17 protein-coding genes are annotated in these 22,029 nt (G+C 69.0%); 12 read left to right on the top strand and 5 right to left on the bottom strand.

What is annotated here, in order from left to right:
* Positions 1-296 precede the first annotated feature (296 nt).
* The 11 genes from EIZ45_RS37150 (at position 297) to sbnA (ending at position 15,431) form a co-directional block, all read left to right on the top strand.
* Entirely contained in the window at positions 297-980 is a 684-nt protein-coding gene (locus EIZ45_RS37150; protein WP_043839818.1) for a FadR/GntR family transcriptional regulator, read from the top strand.
* A gap of 59 nt (positions 981-1,039) precedes the next feature.
* Positions 1,040-2,200 carry an MFS transporter gene (locus tag EIZ45_RS37155; protein WP_043839959.1) on the top strand — a complete coding sequence of 387 codons (1,161 nt, stop codon included), beginning with the start codon at positions 1,040-1,042 and terminating at the stop codon, positions 2,198-2,200.
* Entirely contained in the window at positions 2,193-2,630 is a 438-nt protein-coding gene (locus tag EIZ45_RS37160) for a MarR family winged helix-turn-helix transcriptional regulator (RefSeq protein WP_043839816.1), read from the top strand. Before EIZ45_RS37155 ends, EIZ45_RS37160 begins: the two co-directional genes overlap by 8 nt.
* 119 nt (positions 2,631-2,749) lie before the next feature.
* Positions 2,750-4,000: a bifunctional 3,4-dihydroxy-2-butanone-4-phosphate synthase/GTP cyclohydrolase II gene (locus EIZ45_RS37165; RefSeq protein WP_043839814.1), complete on the top strand. Its 1,251-nt coding sequence runs from the start codon at positions 2,750-2,752 to the stop codon at positions 3,998-4,000.
* A gap of 129 nt (positions 4,001-4,129) precedes the next feature.
* The gene (locus EIZ45_RS37170) at positions 4,130-4,513 is read left to right on the top strand and encodes an Lsr2 family protein (protein ID WP_134667806.1); all 384 of its coding nucleotides are present in this window, start codon (positions 4,130-4,132) and stop codon (positions 4,511-4,513) included.
* A 1,107-nt stretch (positions 4,514-5,620) separates the two neighbouring features.
* A complete protein-coding gene (locus EIZ45_RS37180) occupies positions 5,621-6,208 on the top strand; it encodes a nitroreductase family protein (protein WP_037810670.1) in 588 nt (195 codons plus the stop codon).
* 1,076 nt (positions 6,209-7,284) lie between these two features.
* Positions 7,285-9,786, top strand: a complete 2,502-nt coding sequence (locus EIZ45_RS37185; RefSeq protein ID WP_205670210.1) for a Pls/PosA family non-ribosomal peptide synthetase — start codon at positions 7,285-7,287, stop codon at positions 9,784-9,786.
* Between the two features lie 32 nt (positions 9,787-9,818).
* Positions 9,819-12,302 carry an amino acid adenylation domain-containing protein gene (locus EIZ45_RS37190; protein WP_134667803.1) on the top strand — a complete coding sequence of 828 codons (2,484 nt, stop codon included), beginning with the start codon at positions 9,819-9,821 and terminating at the stop codon, positions 12,300-12,302.
* A gap of 35 nt (positions 12,303-12,337) precedes the next feature.
* Positions 12,338-13,351, top strand: coding sequence for a TauD/TfdA family dioxygenase (locus EIZ45_RS37195; protein WP_134667802.1), 1,014 nt, complete (start codon positions 12,338-12,340; stop codon positions 13,349-13,351).
* Positions 13,348-14,415: a 2,3-diaminopropionate biosynthesis protein SbnB gene (sbnB, locus tag EIZ45_RS37200; RefSeq protein WP_134667801.1), complete on the top strand. Its 1,068-nt coding sequence runs from the start codon at positions 13,348-13,350 to the stop codon at positions 14,413-14,415. The genes EIZ45_RS37195 and sbnB overlap by 4 nt, the downstream gene beginning before the upstream one ends.
* Positions 14,416-14,456: 41 nt before the next feature.
* Positions 14,457-15,431: a 2,3-diaminopropionate biosynthesis protein SbnA gene (gene sbnA / locus EIZ45_RS37205; protein WP_134667800.1), complete on the top strand. Its 975-nt coding sequence runs from the start codon at positions 14,457-14,459 to the stop codon at positions 15,429-15,431.
* A gap of 51 nt (positions 15,432-15,482) precedes the next feature.
* Here sbnA and EIZ45_RS37210 read toward each other — a convergent pair whose 3' ends face one another.
* The 4 genes from EIZ45_RS37210 to EIZ45_RS37225 form a co-directional block, all read right to left on the bottom strand.
* On the bottom strand, positions 15,483-16,673 hold the full coding sequence (locus tag EIZ45_RS37210) for an Ig-like domain-containing protein (protein ID WP_134667799.1): 1,191 nt from the start codon (positions 16,671-16,673) through the stop codon (positions 15,483-15,485).
* A gap of 96 nt (positions 16,674-16,769) precedes the next feature.
* Positions 16,770-17,117 (bottom strand): BlaI/MecI/CopY family transcriptional regulator, encoded by a 348-nt coding sequence (locus EIZ45_RS37215; protein ID WP_167754101.1) that lies wholly within the window; start codon positions 17,115-17,117, stop codon positions 16,770-16,772.
* A gap of 31 nt (positions 17,118-17,148) precedes the next feature.
* Complete coding sequence (locus tag EIZ45_RS37220) at positions 17,149-17,889, bottom strand: SDR family NAD(P)-dependent oxidoreductase (protein WP_134667797.1); 741 nt, start codon at positions 17,887-17,889, stop codon at positions 17,149-17,151.
* A gap of 27 nt (positions 17,890-17,916) precedes the next feature.
* A complete protein-coding gene (locus EIZ45_RS37225) occupies positions 17,917-18,657 on the bottom strand; it encodes an SDR family NAD(P)-dependent oxidoreductase (protein ID WP_134667796.1) in 741 nt (246 codons plus the stop codon).
* A gap of 78 nt (positions 18,658-18,735) precedes the next feature.
* Here EIZ45_RS37225 and EIZ45_RS37230 point away from each other — a divergent pair, with 78 nt between their 5' ends.
* On the top strand, positions 18,736-19,563 hold the full coding sequence (locus tag EIZ45_RS37230; protein ID WP_134667795.1) for a helix-turn-helix transcriptional regulator: 828 nt from the start codon (positions 18,736-18,738) through the stop codon (positions 19,561-19,563).
* A gap of 620 nt (positions 19,564-20,183) precedes the next feature.
* Here the strand turns inward: EIZ45_RS37230 and EIZ45_RS37235 are convergent.
* A complete protein-coding gene (locus EIZ45_RS37235; RefSeq protein ID WP_043828710.1) occupies positions 20,184-20,861 on the bottom strand; it encodes a transglycosylase family protein in 678 nt (225 codons plus the stop codon).
* Between the last annotated feature and the right edge of the window lie 1,168 nt (positions 20,862-22,029).

Below are 22,029 nucleotides of genomic sequence, written 5' to 3' on the forward strand. Positions count from 1 at the left end.
GCCAAACCAGACCCGAACACAACCCATTAGGGCTCCTTGCGGGAATCAGATTCCCGCAAGGAGCCCTTCACGGACCTCCCCACCGCGCGCCCGCCGCCGCAGGAAGGGTGGAACCCTCCGCGAGCGCGGTGCGCGGGGCCGCCCCTGGTCGATGGGCGCAATACGGCCCGTGACGGGAACCCCCAGGGAATCAGAGTCAATGAGGGGTCCCCTCACTCACCTTGGGACCGCCGCGGATCAGAGCCGGCGACCCTGCTCACATTCAAATGTCTGACATTCGGTGTTAGGGTCACCTTATGAACGATCTTCGGGCCCCCCATCGGGTCGCCAGTCTTGCCGCGCAGCTTGTGGACACCTTGCGGGAGCAGATCGCCTCCGGGGAGTGGCCCGTCGGGATGCGGATTCCGGCGGAGAATGACCTGGTCAAGCAGCTTGGCGTCGGGCGCACGACGGTGCGGGAGGCGCTCGGCGCGCTGGTGCATCTCGGGCTGTTGGAGGCTCGGCGCGGCGATGGGACGTACGTCCGCGCGTCCAGTGAGATGCAATCCGTCTTGATGCGGCGGGCCAATTCCTCTCGGCGGAGCGACGTGCTGGAACTGCGGGCCGTGCTGGAGGAGTATGCCTCTGGGCTGGCTGCGGTGCGTCGCAGCGACGACGACCTCGCCGAGTTGCAGCATCTGCTCGAAGAGTCCGAGAAGCGAGACGACACCCGGACAGCTGCCGAGGCGGACGTTCGTTTTCACCAGGCCGTCGTGAACGCGGGCCGGAATTCCCTGCTTACCGAGGTGTACGACGTCCTCAGCGCGTCCGTTGTCGAGCAGATCGGCGACACCCTTTGGACTGACGAAACCGCCGACGAGCACGCTCGGTTGCACCGGCAGCTGATTGACGCGATCGCTGCGCAGGACGAGGTCGGGGCGCGTTACTGCGCGGCCGAGATCGTGAAGCTCACCGGGGCCGGGGCGGAGCGGGAGAAGTGACGGCCGAAGTTGAGGCGCCGTCGGTCGCGAAGAGAGCGGTCACCAAATCTGAGTGGTCCGTGGGGTTGTTGCTCGCGATCCTTCTCGTGGCCGCCAATCTGCGGGCGACGTTGACTGGCGTCGGCACGTTGCTGCCCGCTATCGAACACGACACGGGGCTGCCTGCGTCGGCGGGCGGCGTGTTGAATACGTTGCCGTTGTTGATGTTCGCCGTGACTTCACCGCTGGTCGGGCGCGTCTCGCATCGGATCGGGTCTACGCGGTTGCTCGTGCTTTCGCTGGCGGTGCTGGCCACGGGCACAGTGGTTCGGTCGCTGCCGTCGGTTGCCTGTTTGTTCATCGGGACGGTGTTGCTGTCCGCGGCGATTGCGGTCGGGAACGTCTTGCTGCCGACAGTGATTCGCGCTCACGTGCCAGCCTCGCGAATCCATACTGTCAGTGCGCTTTACGTCACGGTCATGGGTGTGGTCGCGGCGGTGTCGTCCGGGATTTCCGTTCCGCTGGCGGGAGTTTTGCCGGGTGGCTGGCATTCCGCGCTGGGCTGGGGCGTGGTCGTCGCGTTGGCCGCGCTGGCGGGATGGCTGCCGAGGCTGCGCGGTTCGCGGCCGGATGCCGGGGCACGGACGGGCAGTTCGCACGCGCCGGCGCCGTGGCGATCTTGGCTCGCATGGCAGGTTTCCCTGTTCATGGGCCTGCAATCGCTCGCTTTCTACACCGCCGTCGCGTGGCTGCCCAGCATCCTCATCGGGCAGGGCATGAGCACCGCGGCGGCCGGCTGGATGCTGTTCTACTACCAGCTCGTCGCGCTCGCCACCGGCATGGTGCTGCCCCTGCTCACCCGGGGCCGGGCCGACCAGCGGTTTCCGGCGGCCGCCGCCTCGGCGGTCACTGCGGCTGGGTTCGCGATTCTTCTTCTGGCGCCCGGAATCGCGAGCGTCGGGTGCACGTTGCTCGGGCTGGGCAGCGGGGTCTGTCTCGTGCTGGCGCTCAGCTTCCAGAGCCAGCGCGCCACCGGTCCGAGCGAGACGACTGCGCTGGCTGGGATGGCACAGTCCATCGGCTACCTGGTCGCGGCGGCCGGGCCGCTGGTGCTCGGCATCCTCCACGACGCCACCGGAAGCTGGTCCGGCGCGCTCGTCGCGCTCACCGCGTTGAGTGTCGTGATGGTCTTCACCGGGTACGGAGCCGGGCGCGACCGGCACGTTCGCGCTGATGTCTGACCTCGACCTCGCCGACCAGGTGACGCGCCAGCTTCTCCTGCTGACGCGGCTGGTCAAGCGAGCGGAAGCAGCGCCGGACGAGCCGATGTGCTTGCCGCTGCTGGCCCTGCTCGCCGAGGACGGTCCGTTCCGAGCCGGGGAAATCGCCGCGGTGCTGGGCGTGAACCCTTCGACGGTCAGCCGCCAGGTCGCCGGGCTGGTGCGGTCCGGGCTGGTCGAACGCCGGGCCGATCCCGAGGACGGGCGGGCCAGCCCGCTGGTCGTCACCTCCGCGGGACGGCGGGTCCTCGACCTCGAACGACGACGACGGGCCGCGCAGGTCGGCGACGCTCTCGCCGCGTGGTCCCCGGAGGCCCGGGCGCGGTTCGCGGACCTGCTCGGATGTTTCGTCCGCGATCTCCGGCAGTCGGGCGTGCTCCCTGCCGAGTGAGCAGAACCCCTTCCGCTCGATGTTATTGACGGATAACCTTAAGACGTCGATAATTCCAGTTCAGCTCGTTACGATGGTTATTACGCAGTAACTCAGGGCGAGATTCAGGGAGGTTCGCCATGCTGGATACCGCGGACAGCGTGCGCGCGGCTGTGTTCGCGCTCGAGGAAGGCCGGATGGTCGTGGTCGTCGACGATCACGACCGGGAGAACGAGGGCGACCTCGTGCTCGCGGCCGACAGCGTCACTGCCGAGCAGATGGCCTTCCTCGTCGCGCACACCACCGGAATCGTGTGCGCGCCGATGACCGGGGAACGCGCCGACGCGCTCGCGCTCCCGCCGATGGTGGCGGAGAACAGAGACGCGCACGGCACCGCGTTCACCGTCTCCGTGGATCACACGGACGCCGGGACCGGAGTGTCCGCGACGGCTCGTACGCTCACCTGCCGCGCGCTGGCCGATCCGGCCACGACGCCCGACAACCTTCGCCGTCCGGGCCACATCTTTCCTTTGCGGGCACGAGACGGCGGCGTGCTCGTCCGGGCCGGGCACACCGAAGCCGCCGTCGATCTGCTTCAGCTGGCTGGCCGGGCACCGGTCGGTGTCATCAGCGAACTGATCGGCCCGGACGGCGAAATGCTGCGCGACGAGGCCGTGCGGAAGTTCGCCGCGGAACACGATCTGCCGGTCGTCGCGATCGCCGATCTGATCCGGTATCGCCGCCGGACCGAGCGGCTCGTCGAACCGGTCGCGACTGCCGCGATGCCGACTGCCTTCGGCGATTTCCGCGCGGTCGCGTACCGGTCCGAAGTGGACGGAGCCGAGCACCTCGCCCTCGTCATGGGCGACGTCGCCGCGGCCGGCCACTCCGAGCGAGGCGTGCTGGTGCGGGTGCACAGCGAATGTCTGACCGGCGACATCCTGGGCTCGTTGCGCTGCGACTGCGGCACCCAACTCGAACAAGCGATGCGCGCGGTGGCCGACGAGGGTTGCGGGGTGATCGTTTACCTGCGCGGCCACGAGGGGCGCGGGATCGGGCTGGCGCACAAGATCCAGGCGTACGCCCTGCAGGAATCGGGTCTCGACACTGTCGACGCCAATGTCGCGCAGGGTCTGCCCGTGGATTCCCGCTCCTATGATTCCGGAGCGCAGATCCTCGACCATCTCGACGTCCGGAGAGTGCGATTGATCACCAACAACCCGGAGAAATACCGCGGACTCGGCGAATACGGGCTGCGGATCGTGGAGCAGGTCTCGCTGCGCGCGGTCGAAACTCCGCAGAACCTCCGTTACCTCCGCACGAAACGCGACCGGATGGGCCACCGCTTCGGCGCGTTGACCGATCCAGTGCCGGAGCAGAAAACTTCCTGACTCCAGTTCCCCGGCGGGCGGCCGGTTCTCCCCCGCGGCCGGCCGCGCATTGTCTCCGGCGACCAGCCACAGTGGACTCCTGTTATGGTCTGCGGTGACCACGTCCCGTTTCCAGGAGGAGCCGCCGCGATGGCACAGAAAGTCCTCGTCGAGATGATCGACGACCTCGACGGGTCCGAAGCCGGGCAGACCGTCCCCTTCGGACTCGACGGCGTCCAGTACGAAATCGACCTGTCCGACGAAAACGCCGCCGCCCTGCGCGACGAACTCGCGACGTTCATCGCCGCCGCCCGCCGCACCGGGGGCCGCAAGACGACCGTGCGCGCGACGGCCGCGCCGACCGCCGAGGAACGCGAACGCTCCAAGGCGATCCGCACGTGGGCGCTGGACAACAACTGGGCCATCGCCGAACGCGGCCGCATCCCGCGCGAGGTGATCGCCGCCTACGAGGAAAGCCAGAAGCCGGAGCCGAAACCCCGCAAGCGCACCGCGAAAAAGCGCGCCGGGAAATAAGGGGCCGGGCTCGGCGGGTTCCGGATTGATCATTTCGGGAAAGGCCGGACGAGGCGTTCGCTCCCCCGCCGGAGTTCCGGTTCCCGGAACCCGGTCGTCCGCGCACGAAGAAAACACGCGCCCGGTCGCAGGCTAATGCCTCCGGCCGGGCGGTGTTTTCCGGGCGGGAACGAATGAGGGTTTTTCGGATCCGGCGAGTTCAGGTTCCGGTTTCCGGACGGTTCGGCAGCCGCGCCCCAGATTCTGGCACCCGGCCGAGTCGGCAGTCGCGCGCCAGGTTCCGGGGCCCGGGCCAAGTCGGCAGCCGCGCGCCAGGTCCCCGCACCGGCCAGGTCAGCGGTCGCGCCGGGCTCACTGCCCGGATCAATGCGCGGGCCACGATTGAGTGAATGGCGGGCAGCGCGCCGACCTCGGTGAGCGGATGGCGCCTCGGTTGAGCGGATCGCAGGCAGCGCAGGTCGCGGCTAGGCGGATGGGGTAGCGCACAGGCCGCGGCTGCGCGGATGAGGTAGCGCGCAGGGCGCGGTCGAGTGGATGGCGGGTAGCTCCCCAATGTGGCATTGGGTGCGTCAGATGCACCCAATGTGGCGTTCGGTGCGTGGGATGCACCCAATGCCGCATTGGGGCGCATCTCTGGCGGCGGGACGTTTCGCGGCAGCACGGCCGACCCGCCCCGTCACCGGCTCCCGTCCCATCTCTGGTCCCCGTCCCATCACCTCACCGGTCCGCAGTGCCGGTGACGGCACCGCCCCATCACCTGCCCGCGGTGCCGATGACGACACCGCGGGCCATCGCCACCGGCCTCGCCCCCATCACCTCACCAGTCCCGGGCCCCATCACCTCACCGGCCCTGGGCCCCGCCACCGGCAACGGCAACGGCAACGGCAACGGCAACGGCAACGGCAACGGTCGCATCGCGGCCGAGACTCCCAATCCACCGCGCCGCGTTCGTCCGCACTCCGCAAGGCAGCCTTCTCGACCGCCGTCGACGGAGGTCTCTCCTCAGCTCGCCGGACCGCCGCGACCGGCTCCTCGCCTGCCGAAATCGCACCGTGAGCAGCGGAAGGCCGCTACAGTTGCCCGAAAACGCCGTTACAGGGGGCAACCGTGGAGTTTCAGGAAGTAGTGCGGCGCAGGCGGATGGTGCGCAAGTTCACCGACGAGCCCGTGGCCGAGGAGAGCCTCCGCCGGATCATGCGCAACGCGCTGCGCGGGCCGTCCGCCGGGTTTTCGCAGGGGCAGGCGTTTCTGGTGCTCCAGGGCGACGACGTGCGGCGGTTCGCCGACACCCTCGAGTCCTGGACGCTGGGCGACGACACCAAGGCCGCGCCCGTGATCGTGATCCCGTTCTCGGTGAAGGACGTCTACCTCGACCGCTACGCCCAGCCGGACAAGGGCTGGACCGACCGCAGCGAGGACCACTGGCCGGTGCCGTTCTGGTACATCGACACTGGCATGGCCGTCCTGCTGATCCTGCAGACGGTGGTCGACGAGGGGCTCGGCGCGGTGTATTTCGGCATCGGCGCCGAGGATTTCGACAATCTGCGTGCCGAGTTCGGCATCCCCGACACCCACGAACCGATCGGCGCTATCGCCATCGGCCACGACGCCGACGCCAAGATCTCCGCCGGCGCCTCCCCGGCTACCCGCCGCCGGAAGCCGGAGACCGAGACTGTCCACTACGGACAATGGTGAGCCTTCTCGCCAGCGGAAGCCGGAGACTCTGAGCGTCCACTTTGGATGCCGCTGGACCGGGCTCGCGCCGTCGTCGAGGTTCAGGAACACCTCGGCGGCGGCCAGCAGGGCCTGAGTTGATCTTGCCAGCACAGGAGAACAGGTCCGCCCGCCGCGCAGAGAGCGCGGCTTGAGGCGGCCGCGGGGTCTCCACCTGCCTGGGCAAAGACACCGCCGCCTCGCCTGGATCTCAGGGCGGGCACACCCGGACAACACGAAAATGTTTCGGGAGCGCCGGAAAGCCGCGAGAAGCGGCATAATTCCCGTCACCAGGCCGACGTTTCGCTTCACCTCGATCACTGGGCGCGAAAAGACCGCATCCGGCCGTTTCATCCGGGAAAGCCCCGGTGTGAGCTTCCGACGGAACCGGCCGCCCAGGGGCGCACCGGCGGAAAAGCGCACCGGAGCAACATCGCTCCGGCCGAACAGCGCAACCGCACCGGCCGTCTGCTGCACGGTTCACCTTGTTGGCATAAACCCGGGGCACAGAACGGCAATTCCCTCGAAAGTGCCACCAATCCCGCGAAGCAGCACTTGCATATTCCAGACCGACGCGGAATGTCACCGAATTCGAGGACCAAGGAACCTTGACGGCCACCCGGCGCGATCGCGGCGAGCCGGGACACCGCCTCCGGACAGCGACTTCGCACCACTCTTCGTGCCACGGATTTCACCCCAGCGGAGCAGTTCGGCGTGCGCCGACCGGGTAATCCGGGCCCCGGAAGAAGGGAAATCCTGGTAACATCGCCCGTGCGGAGGATCGGTTTGCGGTAAACGCACGACGACGATCAGACTTCACCGGAAGCCTTCGCCGGACCGTCCCGGATCCGTCGACAGCTGCCACTGGCTGTTGAAAAACAAAGGGTATTCACGGCATAAGTCCTCTTTGCCAGATAAATGGCCGTTCACGTGGTCTAGACCTCAATATCCACCCGTGCCGTATTTGTCAGCCGCGACACGCATCGAACAGGTCACGAAATTGTCAACACCGACGTCCGTAGGTTACGTCGGCGTTACATCCACCGATCATTAGGAATATGGATCTCACCGAGTACCCGACCGCCCGCCCCGGTCCGGCACCCGACACCGAGGAAGCATTCGCCCAGGTGATGGCCGATGTCACCGGGCAGGAAAACGTGTCGGTCGACAGCAACTTCTTCGCCGATCTCGGGGCCAACTCGCTCGTGCTGGCACAGTTCTGCGCGCGAGTGCGCAAGCGTGCCGATCTTCCCGCGGTCTCCATCAAGGACATTTACCGGAACCCGACCATCGCCAGTCTCGTCTCCGCTTTGTCCGAAACCGAGGAGGTCCCCGCCGAGGCGCCGGCCCCGGCCCCCGCGGCGCCGCCGAAGCGGGCGAGCGGGCTCGAATACTTCGGCTGCGGAATCCTGCAGCTGGCGGTCTTCCTGGCGTATTCCTGGCTCGTCGCCCAGGTGCTCGGCGCGGGTGCCGACTGGATCGTGGCCGGGACCGGCCTGCTCGACGAATACCTGCGCGCGGTCGGGTTCGGCGCGATGGTGCTGGCCGTTCTGTGCACCCTTCCGATCGCGCTCAAATGGATCCTCGTCGGCCGCTGGAAACCGAGGGAGATCCGCGTGTGGACCCTCGGCTACGTGCGGTTCTGGGCGGTCAAGACCCTCGTGCAGCGGAACCCGCTGGTCCCGCTGTTCGTCGGCTCCCCGCTCTACTCGCTGTACCTGCGCGCGCTCGGCGCGAAAATCGGCAAGGGCGTCACGATCTTCTCGCGCTTCGTCCCGGTGTGCACCGATCTGCTCACCGTCGGGGAAGGCGCGTTGATCTGCAAGGACACCTACTTCACCACCTACCGCGCGCAGAACGGGCTCATCCGGACCGGGCCGGTCGCGATCGGCGCGCACGCGTACGTCGGCGAGATGGCCGTGCTCGACATCGAGACCAGGATCGGCGACAACGCCCAGCTCGGGCACGCCTCCTCACTGCACGCCGGGCAGGCGGTTCCGGAAGGGCAGAGCTGGCACGGCGTGCCCGCAGTCCCCGCCGACGTGCAGTACCGGCGCGTCGAACCGCGCGCCTGCGGCAGCGTCCGCCGGGCGTTCTTCGCCGTGCGCCAGACGCTGACCGCGGTCCTCCTCCTGGCTCCGGTGGTGCTCGGCCTGCTCAGCTTCCTGGTGAACACGCTGCCGAACCTCATCCCGGCGATGGGTCTCGGCTCGGCCGTCATGGACTTCACCTCCCCGAAGTTCTACGGGAAAGCCCTCGTCGTCTCCTTCGTCCTGTACTTCGGCCTGCGGCTCACCGGTTTCCTCATCGTCACCCTGGTGCCGCGCCTGCTGAACCTGGCGCTCAAACCCGGCGAGGTCTACCGCCTCTACACGTTCCGCTACACCGCGCACCGCGCCATCCGCGTGCTCACGAACCTGCGGTTCTTCAAGACCCTGCTCGGCGACAGCTCGGCCATCGTGCACTTCCTGCGCGCGCTGGGCTGCCAGGTCTCCAAGAAAGAACAGACCGGGTCCAACTTCGGGCTCGAGGAGAAATTCGAGAACCCGTACCTGTTCGAGGCCGGCGCGGGCACGATGGTCGCCGACGGGCTCTCGGTGGTCAACGCCGAGTACACCAGCACCTCCTTCCGGCTTTCCCGGGTGCGCGTCGGGGCGCGGAACTTCCTCGGCAACCACGTCGTCTACCCGGCCGGCGCCAGGACCGGGGACAACTGCCTGCTCGCCACCAAGGTCCTGGTGCCGCTCGACGGCCCGGTGCGCGAGGGCGTCGGGCTGCTCGGCTCCCCCAGCTTCGAGATCCCGCGCTCGGTGGAGCGCGACAGTCAGTTCGACCATCCGAAGACCCCGGCGGAATTCCGGCGCAGGCTGGCCGCCAAGAACCGGCACAACGCCGGGGGCATGCTGCTGTACGCCTTGTCCCACTGGCTGTTCTTCTACGGGCTGCTGCTGATGACCTGGGCCACGGACGTCTACTACGACCGGATCGGCGCCCCGCTGTTCGCGCTCGACACGCTGGCCATCCTGGTGTACGGCACCGTCTTCTTCGTCGCCCTCGAACGGATCACCGTGCTGATCCGGCCGCTGCGCCCGCTGTCCTGCTCGATCTACGACCGGCGGTTCTGGCGGCAGGAACGGTTCTGGAAAGCCGCGGCGACGAACGCCCACCTGCGCGTGCTCGACGGGACCCCGTTCAAGGGCGTGCTGTGGCGGCTGCTCGGCATCAAGGTCGGCAAGCGGCTGTTCGACGACGGCGCGGGCATCATCGAGAAAACGCTGGTGCGCATGGGAGACGACGTCACGCTGAACGTCGGCTCCGTCGTCCAGTGCCATTCGCAGGAGGACGGCGGTTTCAAGATGGACCGCATCTCCATCGGCAGCGGGTGCACGGTCGGCGTCGGCGCACTGGTGCATTACGGCGTGACGATGGGCGACGGGTCGACGCTCGCCCCCGATTCCTTCCTCATGAAGGGCACTGAGGTCCCGGATCGCGCGCACTGGGGCGGGAACCCCGCGCACGAGATCCGGGCGGACCGCCGTCAGCCGGCGGCGAGATCGTGACGGACCACCGACAATCACGGGAAGGACGACCCATGAGAACCGGACTGGCAGCGGTTCGCGAGCATTGGCGCGAAGTACTCACCGCCGGCGGCCGCACCGGCGTCCCGCGCTGGACGCTGGAGGCCGGCTCCGCGATCGGCGACCACGAAACGCCGGTCCCCCGGGGGCTCGCGGCCGCGCTGCGGCTGCTGGCCGAGCAGCTGCGCGTGCCGCTGAGCTCGGTGCTGCTCGCCGTGCACGCCAAGGTCCTCGCCACGCTGTCGGGCGAGACCGAGGTGTGCACCGGCTACGTCGCCGAGCCGGGCGGGGCGCCGCTGCCCTGCCGGCTCAGCACCGGATCCGGCACCTGGCGCGAGCTGATCGAGCACACCGCGGGGATCGACGCGCAGACTTTCGCCTTCCGGGACTTCCCGGTCGACGAGCTGCGCGCCGAACTCGGCATCGGCGCGCCGCCGTTCGAGACGGTCTTCGACCCCACCGGCACCGACGGCGACCTCGCCGGAGACACCGTGCTGCGGCTGGACGTTTCACCGGACCTGGAGACGCTGCGATTGCGTTTCCGCACCGAGGTGCTGGATTCCGAAGCCGCCGAACGCATCCTCGGCTACCACCTGAGCGCGCTCACCCAGATCCGCACCGACGTCACCGCGTCGCACCGCGAAACGACCCTGTTGTCGGCCGCGGAGCTCAAACTGCAGCTGGAAGGGCTCGCCGGGCCGCACGTCGAAGTGCCGGACCTGCGCTGCCACGAACTGTTCCAGCGCAATGTCGCCCGGAATCCGGACGCGATCGCGGCGGTGCACGGCGACCGGAAGTGGACGTACCGGGAGCTCAACGGGCGCGCGAACCGCCTGGCGCGGGCGCTGATCGCGCGCGGGCTGCGCCGCGAAGGCGTCGTCGCGGTGGTGACCGAACGCAATCTGGACTGGATGGCCGCCATGCTCGCCGTGTTCAAGGCGGGCGGCGTCTACCTGCCGATCGAGCCGCATTTCCCGACCGACCGCATCGCGACCACGCTGCGCCGGGCCGACTGCGAGCTGGTGCTGACCGAACCGGGCAGCACGACGACGCTCCGCAAGGCGGTCGAATCGCTGCCCGGCGTGCGCACCTTGTTCGTGGACGCCGCGTACGAGGAGAACCACTCCGAAGACGACCTCGGCGTCGCCGTCGAATCCGGCCAGCTCGCCTACATCTACTTCACCTCGGGCTCCACCGGCGAGCCGAAAGGCGCGATGTGCGAGCACGCCGGGATGGTCAACCACCTCTACGCCAAGATCAACGACCTCGGCATCACCGAAGATTCGGTGGTGGCGCAGGTCGCGCCGCAGTGCTTCGACATCTCGTTGTGGCAGCTGGTTTCCGCGCTGCTGGTCGGCGGGACCACGCTGCTGATCGAACAGGACGTGATCCTGGACGCCGACCGGTTCGTGGGCAAACTCGGCAGCGGCGGGGTTTCGGTGCTGCAGGTCGTGCCCTCCTACCTCGAGGTCGTGCTGTCCGCGGTGGACAAGAACCCGGTCGCGCTGCCGGACCTGCGGTTCGTGTCGGTGACCGGCGAGGCGCTCAAAACCGAGCTGGCGCAACGGTGGTTCGCCACGATGCCGGACGTCAAGCTGGTCAACGCCTACGGCCTCACCGAAACCTCGGACGACACCAACCACGAGGTGATGGACCGCGCGCCGACGCGGGAGCGGGTGCCGCTCGGGCCGCCGGTGCAGAACGTGCGCGTGTACGTCGTCGACGAGCGGCTCGACCCGGTCCCGCTCGGCGCGCCCGGCGAAATCGTGTTCTCCGGGGTGTGCGTGGGCCGCGGCTACGTCAACGACCCGGAACGCACCGCGCGGGCGTTCACCGTCGACCCGCACCGCCCGGACACCCGGCTCTACCGCAGCGGCGACCACGGCCGCTGGCTGCCCGAGGGCAAGCTGGAATTCCTCGGCAGGCGCGATGCGCAGGTCAAGATCCGCGGTTTCCGCATCGAGATCGGCGAAATCGAGAACACGCTGCTGCAGGTGCCCGGCGTGCGCGACGGCGCGGTGGTCGTGGCCGACCGCGGCGGGCAGGGCAAGCGGCTGGTCGCCTTCTACTCCAGCCCGGACCAGCTCGACCACGAGCTGATGCGCGAGCACCTCGGCGCCGCGCTGCCGGAGTACATGCTGCCCTCGGCGGTCCACTGGCGCGAGCAGTTGCCGTTGACCGCCAACGGGAAGATCGACAAGAAGAATCTCGCCGCGCTGGCCGCCGAGCTCGACGTCGCGGACGAGGACCGCGACCAGCCGGTCACCGGCACCGAAGAGCGGCTCGCCGCGGCCTGGGCGGACGTGCTCGGCATCCGGGCGGGCCAGGTCGGCCGCCGGGACCACTTCTTCGACCGGGGCGGCACGTCGCTGTCCGCGGTGAAGCTGGCGATCGCGCTCGACCGCGCGGTCTCGATCAAGGACGTCGCCCGCCACCCCGTGCTCGCCGACCTGGCCGCGCTGATCGACAGCCGGTCCCCCGCTTCCGGAAACTCCTGACCCTCTGCAACCGCGGAAATCGAAAGGATTCCCCGATGTCGTTGTCCCGATTCCTCCCGAAGACGTCCCCGCCCGAGCCGGATTTCTCTCCCGGGCTGCCCGCGGTGCTGCGGGCCGAGGCTGGCGGCGACCCGGCCGGCTGGGCGAGCACGCACCGGGAGACCGTGCGAAGACTCGTCGCCGAACACGGCGCGGTGCTCGTCCGCGGTCTCGGGCTGGCCGAACGGACCGCGGTCGCGGCCGTGTTCGGGCGGCTGACCGACCTGCTGACGACCGAGCGCGAGGCCTTCGCGCCGCGCACCGCGTATCCCGGCGGGGTGCACTCCTCGACCGAATGGCCGCCGAACCAGCCGATGTGCATGCACCACGAACTCAGCTACACCCTCGAATTCCCGGGACTGCTGCTGTTCGCCTGCGTCAGCCCGCCGTCCTCGGGCGGGGTCACCGGGGTCAGCGATTCCGCCGCCGTGCTGGCCTCGCTGCCCGCCGACCTGCGCGCGCGGTTCGAACGCGACGGCTGGCTGCTCACCCGCAGCTTCAACGACGAGATCGGGGCGTCGGTCGCCGAGGCGTTCGGCACCGAGGACCGCTCCGCGATCGAGGAGTACTGCCGCGCCAACCGGATCGAGTTCGAGTGGCAGCCCGACGGCGGCCTGCGCACCCGGCAGCGCCGCGACGCGATCGTCGGGCATCCGGTCACCGGCAGGCCCTGCTGGTTCAACCAGATCGCCTTCCTCAACGAGTGGACGATGGCTCCTGAGGTGCACGAGTACCTGGTCGACATCTACGGGGCCGACGGCCTGCCGTTCAACACGCGCTTCGGCAACGGCGACCCGATCGGCGAGGACGTCGTGCAGCTGCTCAACGAGGTGTACGAGGAACACACCGCCGGTGAACCCTGGCAGGCAGGCGACCTGCTGCTGGTCGACAACGTCCGCGTCGCGCACAGCCGAGACGCCTACGAAGGCCCGCGCGAGGTGCTCGTCGGGCTGGCCGATCCGGTGCGGCTTTCCGACTGCTCGCTCGCGTCCGAGGGGAAAAATCAGTGACCACGCACTCTTTCACCGCCGGATCCGCTTCGGCGGACCCGGTCGCCGTGCCGCCGTTCGCGGTGATCTCCGGCGCCCAGGTCCAGCAGGCGCTGACCGGGCGCGAGCGCGAGGTCGTCGACCTCGTGGAGACCGCGTACCGGGTGCACGGCTCCGGCGATTCGGTCAACCCGCCCTCCTACTTCCTGCGCTTCCCCGACCGTCCGGCCGACCGGATCATCGCCCTGCCCGCCTCGCTCGGCGGGAAGACCGACGTCGCGGGCCTGAAGTGGATCTCCAGCTTCCCGGGCAACGTCGCCGCCGGGATCCCGCGGGCGTCGGCGGTGCTGATCCTCAACGACCTCGCGACCGGTTATCCGTTCGCCTGCCTGGAAAGCTCCATCATCAGCGCGACCAGGACCGCCGCGTCCGCCGCGCTCGCCGCCGACTGGCTCAGCCGGACCCGGCGGCGGCCCCGGCGCGTCGGATTCTTCGGCGTCGGCCTGATCGCCCGCTACATCCACACCTTCCTCGCCGGGACCGGCTGGGAATTCGACGAAATCAACGTGCACGACCTGCACCCGGACAGCGCCGCCGGGTTCCGCGGCTACCTGGAGCAGTCCGGCTTCACCGGCGAGATCAGCGTCCACGAGACCGCCGAGGGCCTGATCCGCGACAGCGAGCTGGTGGTCTTCGCGACCATCGCCGGCGAACCGCACGTGCACGATCCTTCGTGGTTCTCGCACAATCCGCTGGTCTTGCACGTGTCCCTGCGCGACCTGGCCCCGGAAGTCCTGCTGGCGTCGGCGAACCTCGTCGACGACGTCGACCACTGCCTCAAAGCCAACACGTCGCCGCATCTGGTGGAGCAGCGCACCGGCAGCCGGGACTTCCTGCTCGGCACCCTCGACGACGTGCTCTCGGGCCGGGTCAGCCCGCCCGCCGACCGGCCGCTGATCTTCTCCCCGTTCGGGCTCGGCGTCCTCGACCTCGCGGTCGGCGCCTTCGTCCACGAGAGAGTGTCCGACGCCGGCGGACTGCACGTCATCGAGGACTTTTTCCACGAACTGCGCCGGTATGGCTGAGCGCCGTCCGCCACTGAGCTGTGCCTGAAGGGGAGAAAACTGTGCGTGTCATCACCGTTCCCGAAGCTTTCAACGAGGAGGCGCTGTACGTCGACCTCCGCTGGAGTTTCGGCTACTCGCTCTACCTCAAATGCGAGGGGTTCAACTTCGCCGGTTCCATCAAGCTGAAGGCCGCGACCGAAATGGTCGACGCGGCCGAACGCGACGGCCTGCTGCGGCCGGGCTCGATCATCGTCGAGTCGTCGTCGGGCAACCTCGGCGTCGCGCTGAGCATGATCGCGGCCAGCCGGGGGTACAAGTTCCTGTGCGTCACCGATTCCCGCTGCAACCTGGCGACGCGCCGCGCGATCGAGGCGCTCGGCAACGAGGTGCACATCATCACCGAACCTGACCCGGAAAGCGGTTTCCTCGGGGCGCGCATCGGCCACGTGCGGATGCTGTGCGCCTCCGACGAGCGCTACGTGTGGCTCAACCAGTACACCAACCCGGACAACTGGGGAGCGCATTTCCACCGCACCGGGCCGGAAATCGCCGCCGCGTTCCCGAATCTCGACGTGCTGTTCGTCGGCGCGGGCACCACGGGCACCCTGATGGGCTGCGCGCGGTTCTTCCGGCAATGGCACCGGCCGGTGCGGATCGTCGCGATCGACAGCGTCGGCTCGGTGACCTTCGGCGGCCCGGCGGGCAGGCGGATGCTGCCCGGGCTGGGCACCAGCGTGCGCCCGGCGATCCTCGACGAGTCCTATGTGGACGACGTGGTGCTGGTGGAGGAACCGGATTCGGTCCGGGCGTGCCACCGGCTGGCGCGCAACGGATTCCTGTTCGGCGGCTCGACCGGGACGGTGGTCAGCGGGGCCACCAGCTGGCTGTCCGAACACGACGCGCACCACCTGACCGCGGTGGCCGTCGCCCCCGACCTCGGCGAGCGCTACCTCGACACGATCTACCAGACCAACTGGCTGCAGGGCATCTACGGAGAGGACGTGCTTTCGCCGCGGCCCCGGCAGTCCGTCTGAGCCGCGCGGTGCGGCGCACCGGCATCCCCGGCGCGCCGCACCCCGGCGGGATCAGACCTTCTTCTGCCATTCGTCCCAGCTGAAGCGCCAGTCGGTCCAGCCGTCGCCCGGTTTGAGGTCCACGCCGGTGTCGGTCACCACCACGACGTCGCCGCGATGGGAGTTCTCGTAGAACCACTTCGCGTTCTCGACGCTGACGTTGAGGCAGCCGTGCGAGGTGTTGGTGCGCCCCTGCTGCCGGACCGACCACGGCGCGGAATGCAGGAACTGGCCCGAGTTGGTGAGCCGCAGCGCGTACTTGACCGTGGTGCGGTAGCCGCCCGGCGAGTCGGTGGGCACGCCGTACGTGCTGGAGTCCATGGTGTACGGCGACTGCACGGTCATGATCAGCATCGTGCCGGAGACGCTGCGCGCGGACGGTTTGCCGAGGCTGACCGGGGACGTCAGGACGAGCTGGCCGTCCTTGTACGTCCGCATCTGCTTTTCCTTGTCCGACACCTTCGAGATGATCGACGGGCCGGTCTTGAAGCTGATCTTGCGGTCGGCCTTGCCGAACACGCCGTTGCCGAGCGCGCGGCCGGCGATCTTGATGTCGAGGGTGACCGTGGAGTACGCGGGCCAGTATTCCTTGGTGCGGTAGTGCACCTCGTCGTCGCCGAACCAGCGCCACGCCCCGGTGGCGGGCTTGTCGGAGGTGACGGTGAGCATCTTCTCGGCGGCGGCCTTGTCCGCGACCGGCGCGGAGAACTTGATCGTGATCGGCATGCCGACGCCGGTGGTCTCGCCGTCGAGCGGGATCACCGACGGATACGCCTGCGCCTTGGCAGTCGCGGTGGTGAAGGTACTCGTGCGGGTCACCGGGTTGCCGTCCGCGCCGACGGAGCGCGCGGTGAGCGTGTACTTCGTGCGGTAGTCCAGGGGCTTGCTGCTGGTCCAGCGCTGCTTCGCGGCGTCCATCTCGCCGGGCACCGGAGCGCCGTCCGCCGCCGCGAGGGTGACCTCGCTGAGCGTGGACCCGCCGGCCACCGCGGTGACGGGTTCGCCGGGCGCGACGTCGTTCGAGCCGTCCTTGGGACCGAGGTCGAGGGTCGCGGGCACCGCCGGCGCGGCGCTGGTCTTCTGGTCGTTGCCCGCGGCGGGACCGGGAGCCGGTGCGGACGTGCACGCCGCCGTCAGCGCCAGCCCGGCGAGGATCCCCGCGATGATCTGCGTTTTCCGCCCCAGCACCTGACCAGCCCCCATTCGCGATTACTACCGGACATAGTAGTCATACCGGTCAGGCGCGGAGCAGGGCGGGAGCCGCTGCCCGGCGGTGGTGTCCGGACAGGGAGACCCAGGTCACGAATGCTGCCGCAGCCCGCGCCGCAGCGCCTCCCGCTCGCGCTCGGACGCCGACCGCGCGAAATGCAGCAGCACGCCCTCGGGATCGCCCGCGTCGGCGAGCAGGTTCCGCATCGCGCGGGCGGCTGCTTCCTCTCGCGACGACACCGGCGTGTAGCAGTAGGCGCGGCTGCGTTTCTCGCGTTCCACCCAGCCCTTGCTGTGCAGATGGTCGAGCACGGTGAGCACCGTCGTGTAGGCGAGGTCCCGGTTCAGCTCCTCCAGCACTTCGCGGACCGTGCGCGCGTCTCCCGCCCGCCACAGGACGTCCATAGCCGCCGATTCCAGCTCGCCCAGTCCCTGCACGCCCCGCATCCTAGGGCGCGCCGGTCCGGTGTCAGTACGCGGTGAGCCCGCCGTCGACGACCAGTTCGGTTCCAGTGACGAACGAGGATTCGTCACTGGCCAGGAAGAGCATCGCGTGCGCGACCTCGGCCGGGCTGCCCACGCGGCGCATCGGCGTGCGGACGATGTCGGGCTGCTGGTCGCCCTGTTCGTCGAGCAGGTCCTGGATCATCGGCGTCGCGATGACCCCCGGGTGCACCGAATTGACCCGGACGCCGCGCGTCGCGTACTCGACCGCGGCGGTCTTGGTCAGCAGCCGCACCGCCCCTTTGGACGCCTGGTACGCGGCGGCCGCGCCGCTGCCGACCAGGCCCAGCACCGAGGAGGTGTTGACCACCGATCCGTTGCCGGAGGCGCGCAGCAGCGGCATCGCGGTCTTCATCCCGAGCCAGGTCCCGGTCTGGTTGACCGCGATCACCCGGTCCCAGGCGTCCGGGGCCGTCTCCTCGATGCCCGGCCAGTCCACGATCCCCGCGACGTTGACCAGCACGTCGAGGCGGCCGAACCGCTGCCGGGTCCGTTCGACGGTTTCGCGCCAGTTTTCCGGCGAGGACACGTCCAGCCGGTCGGCCAGCACGTCGGTCTCCAGCCGTGCCGCGAGTTTCCGCACTGCTTCGTAGTCGACGTCGGTGACGACCAGGCTGGCTCCCTCCCGGGCGAACAGTTCCGCGGTGGCTTGGCCTATGCCGCCGGTCGCTCCGGTGAGCAGCACGACTTTTCCGTTGAGCCGCATAAGATATTTCCTTTCGTCGGAGGGATATCAGGCCGCGGTGTAGCCGCCGTCGGCGGCGACGACCGCGCCGGTGACGAACGCGGACCGCGGCGACGCCAAAAAGCCGATCACCTCAGCGATTTCTTCCGGCTGCGCGACCCGGCCGAGCGGATGGGCAGTGCCGAACGACCGCAGATACGCCCGGCTGTCGGCGCGGAAAGTGTCGAGCAGATCTGTTTCGATCACGCCGGGAGCGACCACGTTCGCGCGAATTCCGTGCGGAGCGCCTTCCAATGCGAGCACCTTTGTCAATTGCGCCAACGCTCCTTTCGACGCGCTGTACGCTGCCGCCTCGGCCAGCCCCACCGTGCTGGCGAACGAGCCGACCGTGACGATCGCTCCCCCGCCGTTGTCGCGCATTACTCGGAATGCCTCTCGCGCCTGCAAAAACGCTCCGCGCGCATTGACGGACATCACCTCGTCCCAGTCCGCCGCGGTCGTCTCGGTGACCGGCTTGTTCACCGAACGCCCCGCATTCGCGACCAGAATGTCGAGCCCGCCGAACTGTTCCACCGCTTTGAGCGCCGACCGCACCGCAACGTCCTCTTCGGACACATCGCCGACCAGCACCGCCACGCCGTCCTTATCGGCGAGCCGTTCCACTTCGGGCCGGATGTCCGTCGCCAGCACTCGTGCCCCGTGCGCACGCAGCCAAGCGACCGTCGCCGCGCCGACCCCGCGCGCGGCCCCCGTGACCAGGGCGATCTTGCCCGCCAGTTCGTTCGTCATGCCGCCCAGTCTCAGCGTCGGCGGACCTCGCTGACAGGACGTGCCACACCCACCCAGCCGCCGCCTACCCTGGTTCGCATGGGCAGTACGGAACTGGGCGAATTCCTGCGAGCACGCCGCGCGCAACGCTCCCCGGAGGACGCCGACGTGCGCTATTCCGGCCGACGCAAGGTCGCGGGCCTGCGCCGCGAGGAAGTCGCCGTGCTCGCCGGGGTGAACGTCGACTACTACGCGCGCTTGGAACAGGGCCGGGAAACCCGCCCGTCACCGCAGGTGCTCGACGCCCTCAGCCGCGCACTGGGCCTGGACCCTGACGCCCGCGACCACCTGTACCGCCTCGCCGGCGCCACCCCGTCCGACCTGCCTTCCCCGGCGCCCCAAACGGTAAGCCCGGAACTGCGGCAGCTCATGGACAGCTATCCGCACGCACCCGCGTTCGTGCTCAACCGCGTCCTGGACATTCTCGCGGCGAACACCCTCGCCGACGCCCTCTTCTCCCCCTTCACCGCGGCCGACAACCTGGCCCGCATGACCTTCCTCGACCCGGCGGGTCCGCAGTTCTTCGCCCGCGGGGAATGGACGGCCCAAGCGACCGTGGCAAACCTGCGTGCCGCGGCGGGAGATCCGGCCCTGCCGCGCTTGGTCGCGGAACTCAGCGAGGGCAGTTCGCGGTTCCGGACGTTGTGGGAAACCCATCAGGTGCGGGGGAAGACCCGGGAGCCCAAGCAACTCGTGCATCCGGCGGTCGGGCCGCTGACGCTGACCTACCAGGCATTCGACGTGCGCGGGGCGGCTGGGCAGCAGTTGATCGTTTACCAGGCTGAGCCGGGCAGTCCCAGTGCTGAGGCGCTGTCGTTGCTGCGGAGCGTTCCATTGCGGGTGCGTCCGGGCGCGGGCATGCCGTGAACGAGATCTGGTAGCCGCGCGTGAAGTTTGGCGGCGAACCGGCGGACGGCTCGGAGGCACGGGGACGTTCGCGTGGGTGCCTCGGCTGGTTCGCCTGGGATTGGTGGAGCGGCCCGCGGTCGACGGCGTCGGCGGGGCCCGCCACGAGGCGTTCGCTACTTCTTCCTCGCGGGCGAAGGCATGCAGCACCGGCCGACACGTGCTCCCGCAGAACACCTACGATACCGAGCGCGCTCGAAAACCATGCCCTCGAGGCAAGACGTGCGGCATCGACCAGCCCGTCCTCGCACAGGACACGCGCGATGCCTGAGCGCGTTGCCACGCGCTCGAAACCACGGCCGTCCAGCCAAAGCATGCAGCGCCAAGCGGCCCGTGCTCCCGCAGAACACGCGCGGTACCCGAGCACACTCTCGGCGCGCTCGAAAACCTCGCCCTCGAGGCAAGGCGTGCGTCGCGAACCGGCCCGTGTTCCCACGAAGCAGGCCCGTTCGCGCCGCACGCCGCCGCCGGGGCGCGCGTCGGTGCCCGAGCGCACTTTCGCGCGCGTGCACCGGCGGCCTCCGGCCGGGGTCGTGCCGCCCGGGGGAAAGCGGCGCGAGCCCGGCCAGGGCCTCGGCGGGTTACTTCGTGACGATCTTCTGGCCGACCAGGATCAGGTTGGCGTCCGGGATGTACTTCGCGTTCAGCTGCTGCAGGTGCTGCCAGCCGCCGTCGACGTTCAGGTTCTTCGCGATGCCGGACAGGGTGTCGCCGGCGGCCACGGTGTAGCTGCCGTCCGGGTTCGAGGACGGGGCGGCGTGCTTCGGCGCGGACTTGACCTTCGCCTCGGCCTTCACCTGGACCTTCGGCTTCGCGGCCACGGCCTCGACCTCGGCGGAGCCGCCGGAGGTGTCGCCGCCGAAGTCGGCGTAGCTCGCCGGGCCGGAGCCGCCGCGGCACTGCCACGGGGCTGAACCCTGCTTCGCGTAGATCCGGTCCGCGACGATCTGCTGCTGCGCGGGCGTCGCCTTGTCGGCGGTCGGGGCGAACTGGCCGCCGCCGTTCGCGAGCCAGGTCTTCGTGACGATCTGGAACAGGCCGGCGGGGCGGCCCGCGCGCTGGCCCGCGGCGGTGTTGTTGACCGCGGTCGGGTTGCCGCTGCTCTCGCACTTGACGATGCCGGCCTGCCCCGGGAAGGCGTTGGCCGTGCCCGCCCCGGCGAGGCCGATGCCGCCGAGGGTGGCGCCCGCGAGGGCCGCGGTCGCGCCGGTGCGCTGGAGGGTCGTTTTCGTCTTGCTGGGTTTGCTGTGCCGTCCCACGGTGGGTGGGCTCCTTCGCTGTCACACCGCGGGACCGTCCTCGCACCTGGGAGGTGGCGCGAGCCGCGACGGTTCACGGCGGCTTCGGGTCGCTGATCCTCGGGGTAGATCGCAGGTCACCGCAAAAGCGCGAGAAGATTACGAAACGGAAACGGCAGGTGTACAGAGTCAGTGGGATCGGCCACAGATCGCCTCGGCGCGTAGCAGTCAGGCGACAGTGCGTCATACTCACGGCAACCTACTTAGTTAATCAATCACAGCTCAACAGCAAGGTTTTCTAGAGAATCCCTCACCCACAACAAGTAAGTTTCTCATCGCGAGTGATTTTCTAACTATCAAGATAGTCAGCGATATGCCTGCACCGTCATCGTTACGGTCGAGATAAACACGGGTCCGCGGATCTCGTTCACCCCGCACTACGGCACCCGGCCCGGCCGCGCACGCCCCGCCGGACCAGGCCCGCTCCCCCGGACGCACCCGCGACCGGCACCCGCCGCCGATCACCCGCGCCGCTGGACCACCGGTCCAGACCACTGCCATGGTCTGGACCACCCCGCGCGCCGCCCCGCCGAGCCCCGCTGCCGAAACCGCGGTCCGGCGCCCTTCCCCGGCGGAAACAGCACCCGTAACCGGACCCGGACGGCGAAAAGACCGGAAACGCCCCGGAAACCGCGACATTTCCCGCATCCGGCATATCCCGGAATCCCGCCCGCAACCGTCCGGAAAGCGTTCTCACCATGCGGTCGGCCAACCCTGATTCACAGGCCGGAAACGGGGCGTGAATATTCACGTTCCGTTTCGCGCCGTCGCGAACACCATCGCGCATTCAGTCGTTCAGCCCAGTACGGCGAACTCCGCGAAATCGCCGCGTTCACTCTCCCGGCGCATTGCCTCGCCTCACTCCGGCCGTTTCTTTTCTTTCCGGAGCCGGACGCGGCTCGCCGCCGTCCGGTGCGCCGGTGCGGCGGAACCGGCTGCGCTACGCTGTGCCCCGCGGTATTCCAGTGAGGTCGACCGGGGAGGGCTGCACCCAGCGCGGCCCTCCCCCGCGTCTGCTCGCGACAAACCGTTTTCCCCCGCCGCCGGCCGTTTTCCCGCGGTCCGCGAATCCGCGCGAAAAGGAGGAGGAGTGCATGACGGACGCGCGGCGCGGCGTCGGCGGAACACA

The sequence above is a fragment of the Amycolatopsis sp. CFH S0740 genome (assembly GCF_004522315.1).
Lineage (GTDB): Bacteria > Actinomycetota > Actinomycetes > Mycobacteriales > Pseudonocardiaceae > Amycolatopsis > Amycolatopsis nivea.

Excerpts from the sequence above, each read along its gene's own strand:
- EIZ45_RS37165 (WP_043839814.1), top strand. The coding sequence starts at position 2,750 with ATGCTGGATACCGCGGACAGCGTGCGCGCGGCTGTGTTCGCGCTCGAG.
- EIZ45_RS37150 (WP_043839818.1), top strand. The coding sequence starts at position 297 with ATGAACGATCTTCGGGCCCCCCATCGGGTCGCCAGTCTTGCCGCGCAG.
- EIZ45_RS37170 (WP_134667806.1), top strand. The coding sequence starts at position 4,130 with ATGGCACAGAAAGTCCTCGTCGAGATGATCGACGACCTCGACGGGTCC.
- EIZ45_RS37160 (WP_043839816.1), top strand. The coding sequence starts at position 2,193 with ATGTCTGACCTCGACCTCGCCGACCAGGTGACGCGCCAGCTTCTCCTG.
- EIZ45_RS37230 (WP_134667795.1), top strand. The coding sequence starts at position 18,736 with ATGGGCAGTACGGAACTGGGCGAATTCCTGCGAGCACGCCGCGCGCAA.
- EIZ45_RS37185 (WP_205670210.1), top strand. The coding sequence starts at position 7,285 with ATGGATCTCACCGAGTACCCGACCGCCCGCCCCGGTCCGGCACCCGAC.
- EIZ45_RS37210 (WP_134667799.1), bottom strand. The coding sequence starts at position 16,673 with ATGGGGGCTGGTCAGGTGCTGGGGCGGAAAACGCAGATCATCGCGGGG.
- EIZ45_RS37225 (WP_134667796.1), bottom strand. The coding sequence starts at position 18,657 with ATGACGAACGAACTGGCGGGCAAGATCGCCCTGGTCACGGGGGCCGCG.
- EIZ45_RS37220 (WP_134667797.1), bottom strand. The coding sequence starts at position 17,889 with ATGCGGCTCAACGGAAAAGTCGTGCTGCTCACCGGAGCGACCGGCGGC.
- EIZ45_RS37190 (WP_134667803.1), top strand. The coding sequence starts at position 9,819 with ATGAGAACCGGACTGGCAGCGGTTCGCGAGCATTGGCGCGAAGTACTC.
- EIZ45_RS37195 (WP_134667802.1), top strand. The coding sequence starts at position 12,338 with ATGTCGTTGTCCCGATTCCTCCCGAAGACGTCCCCGCCCGAGCCGGAT.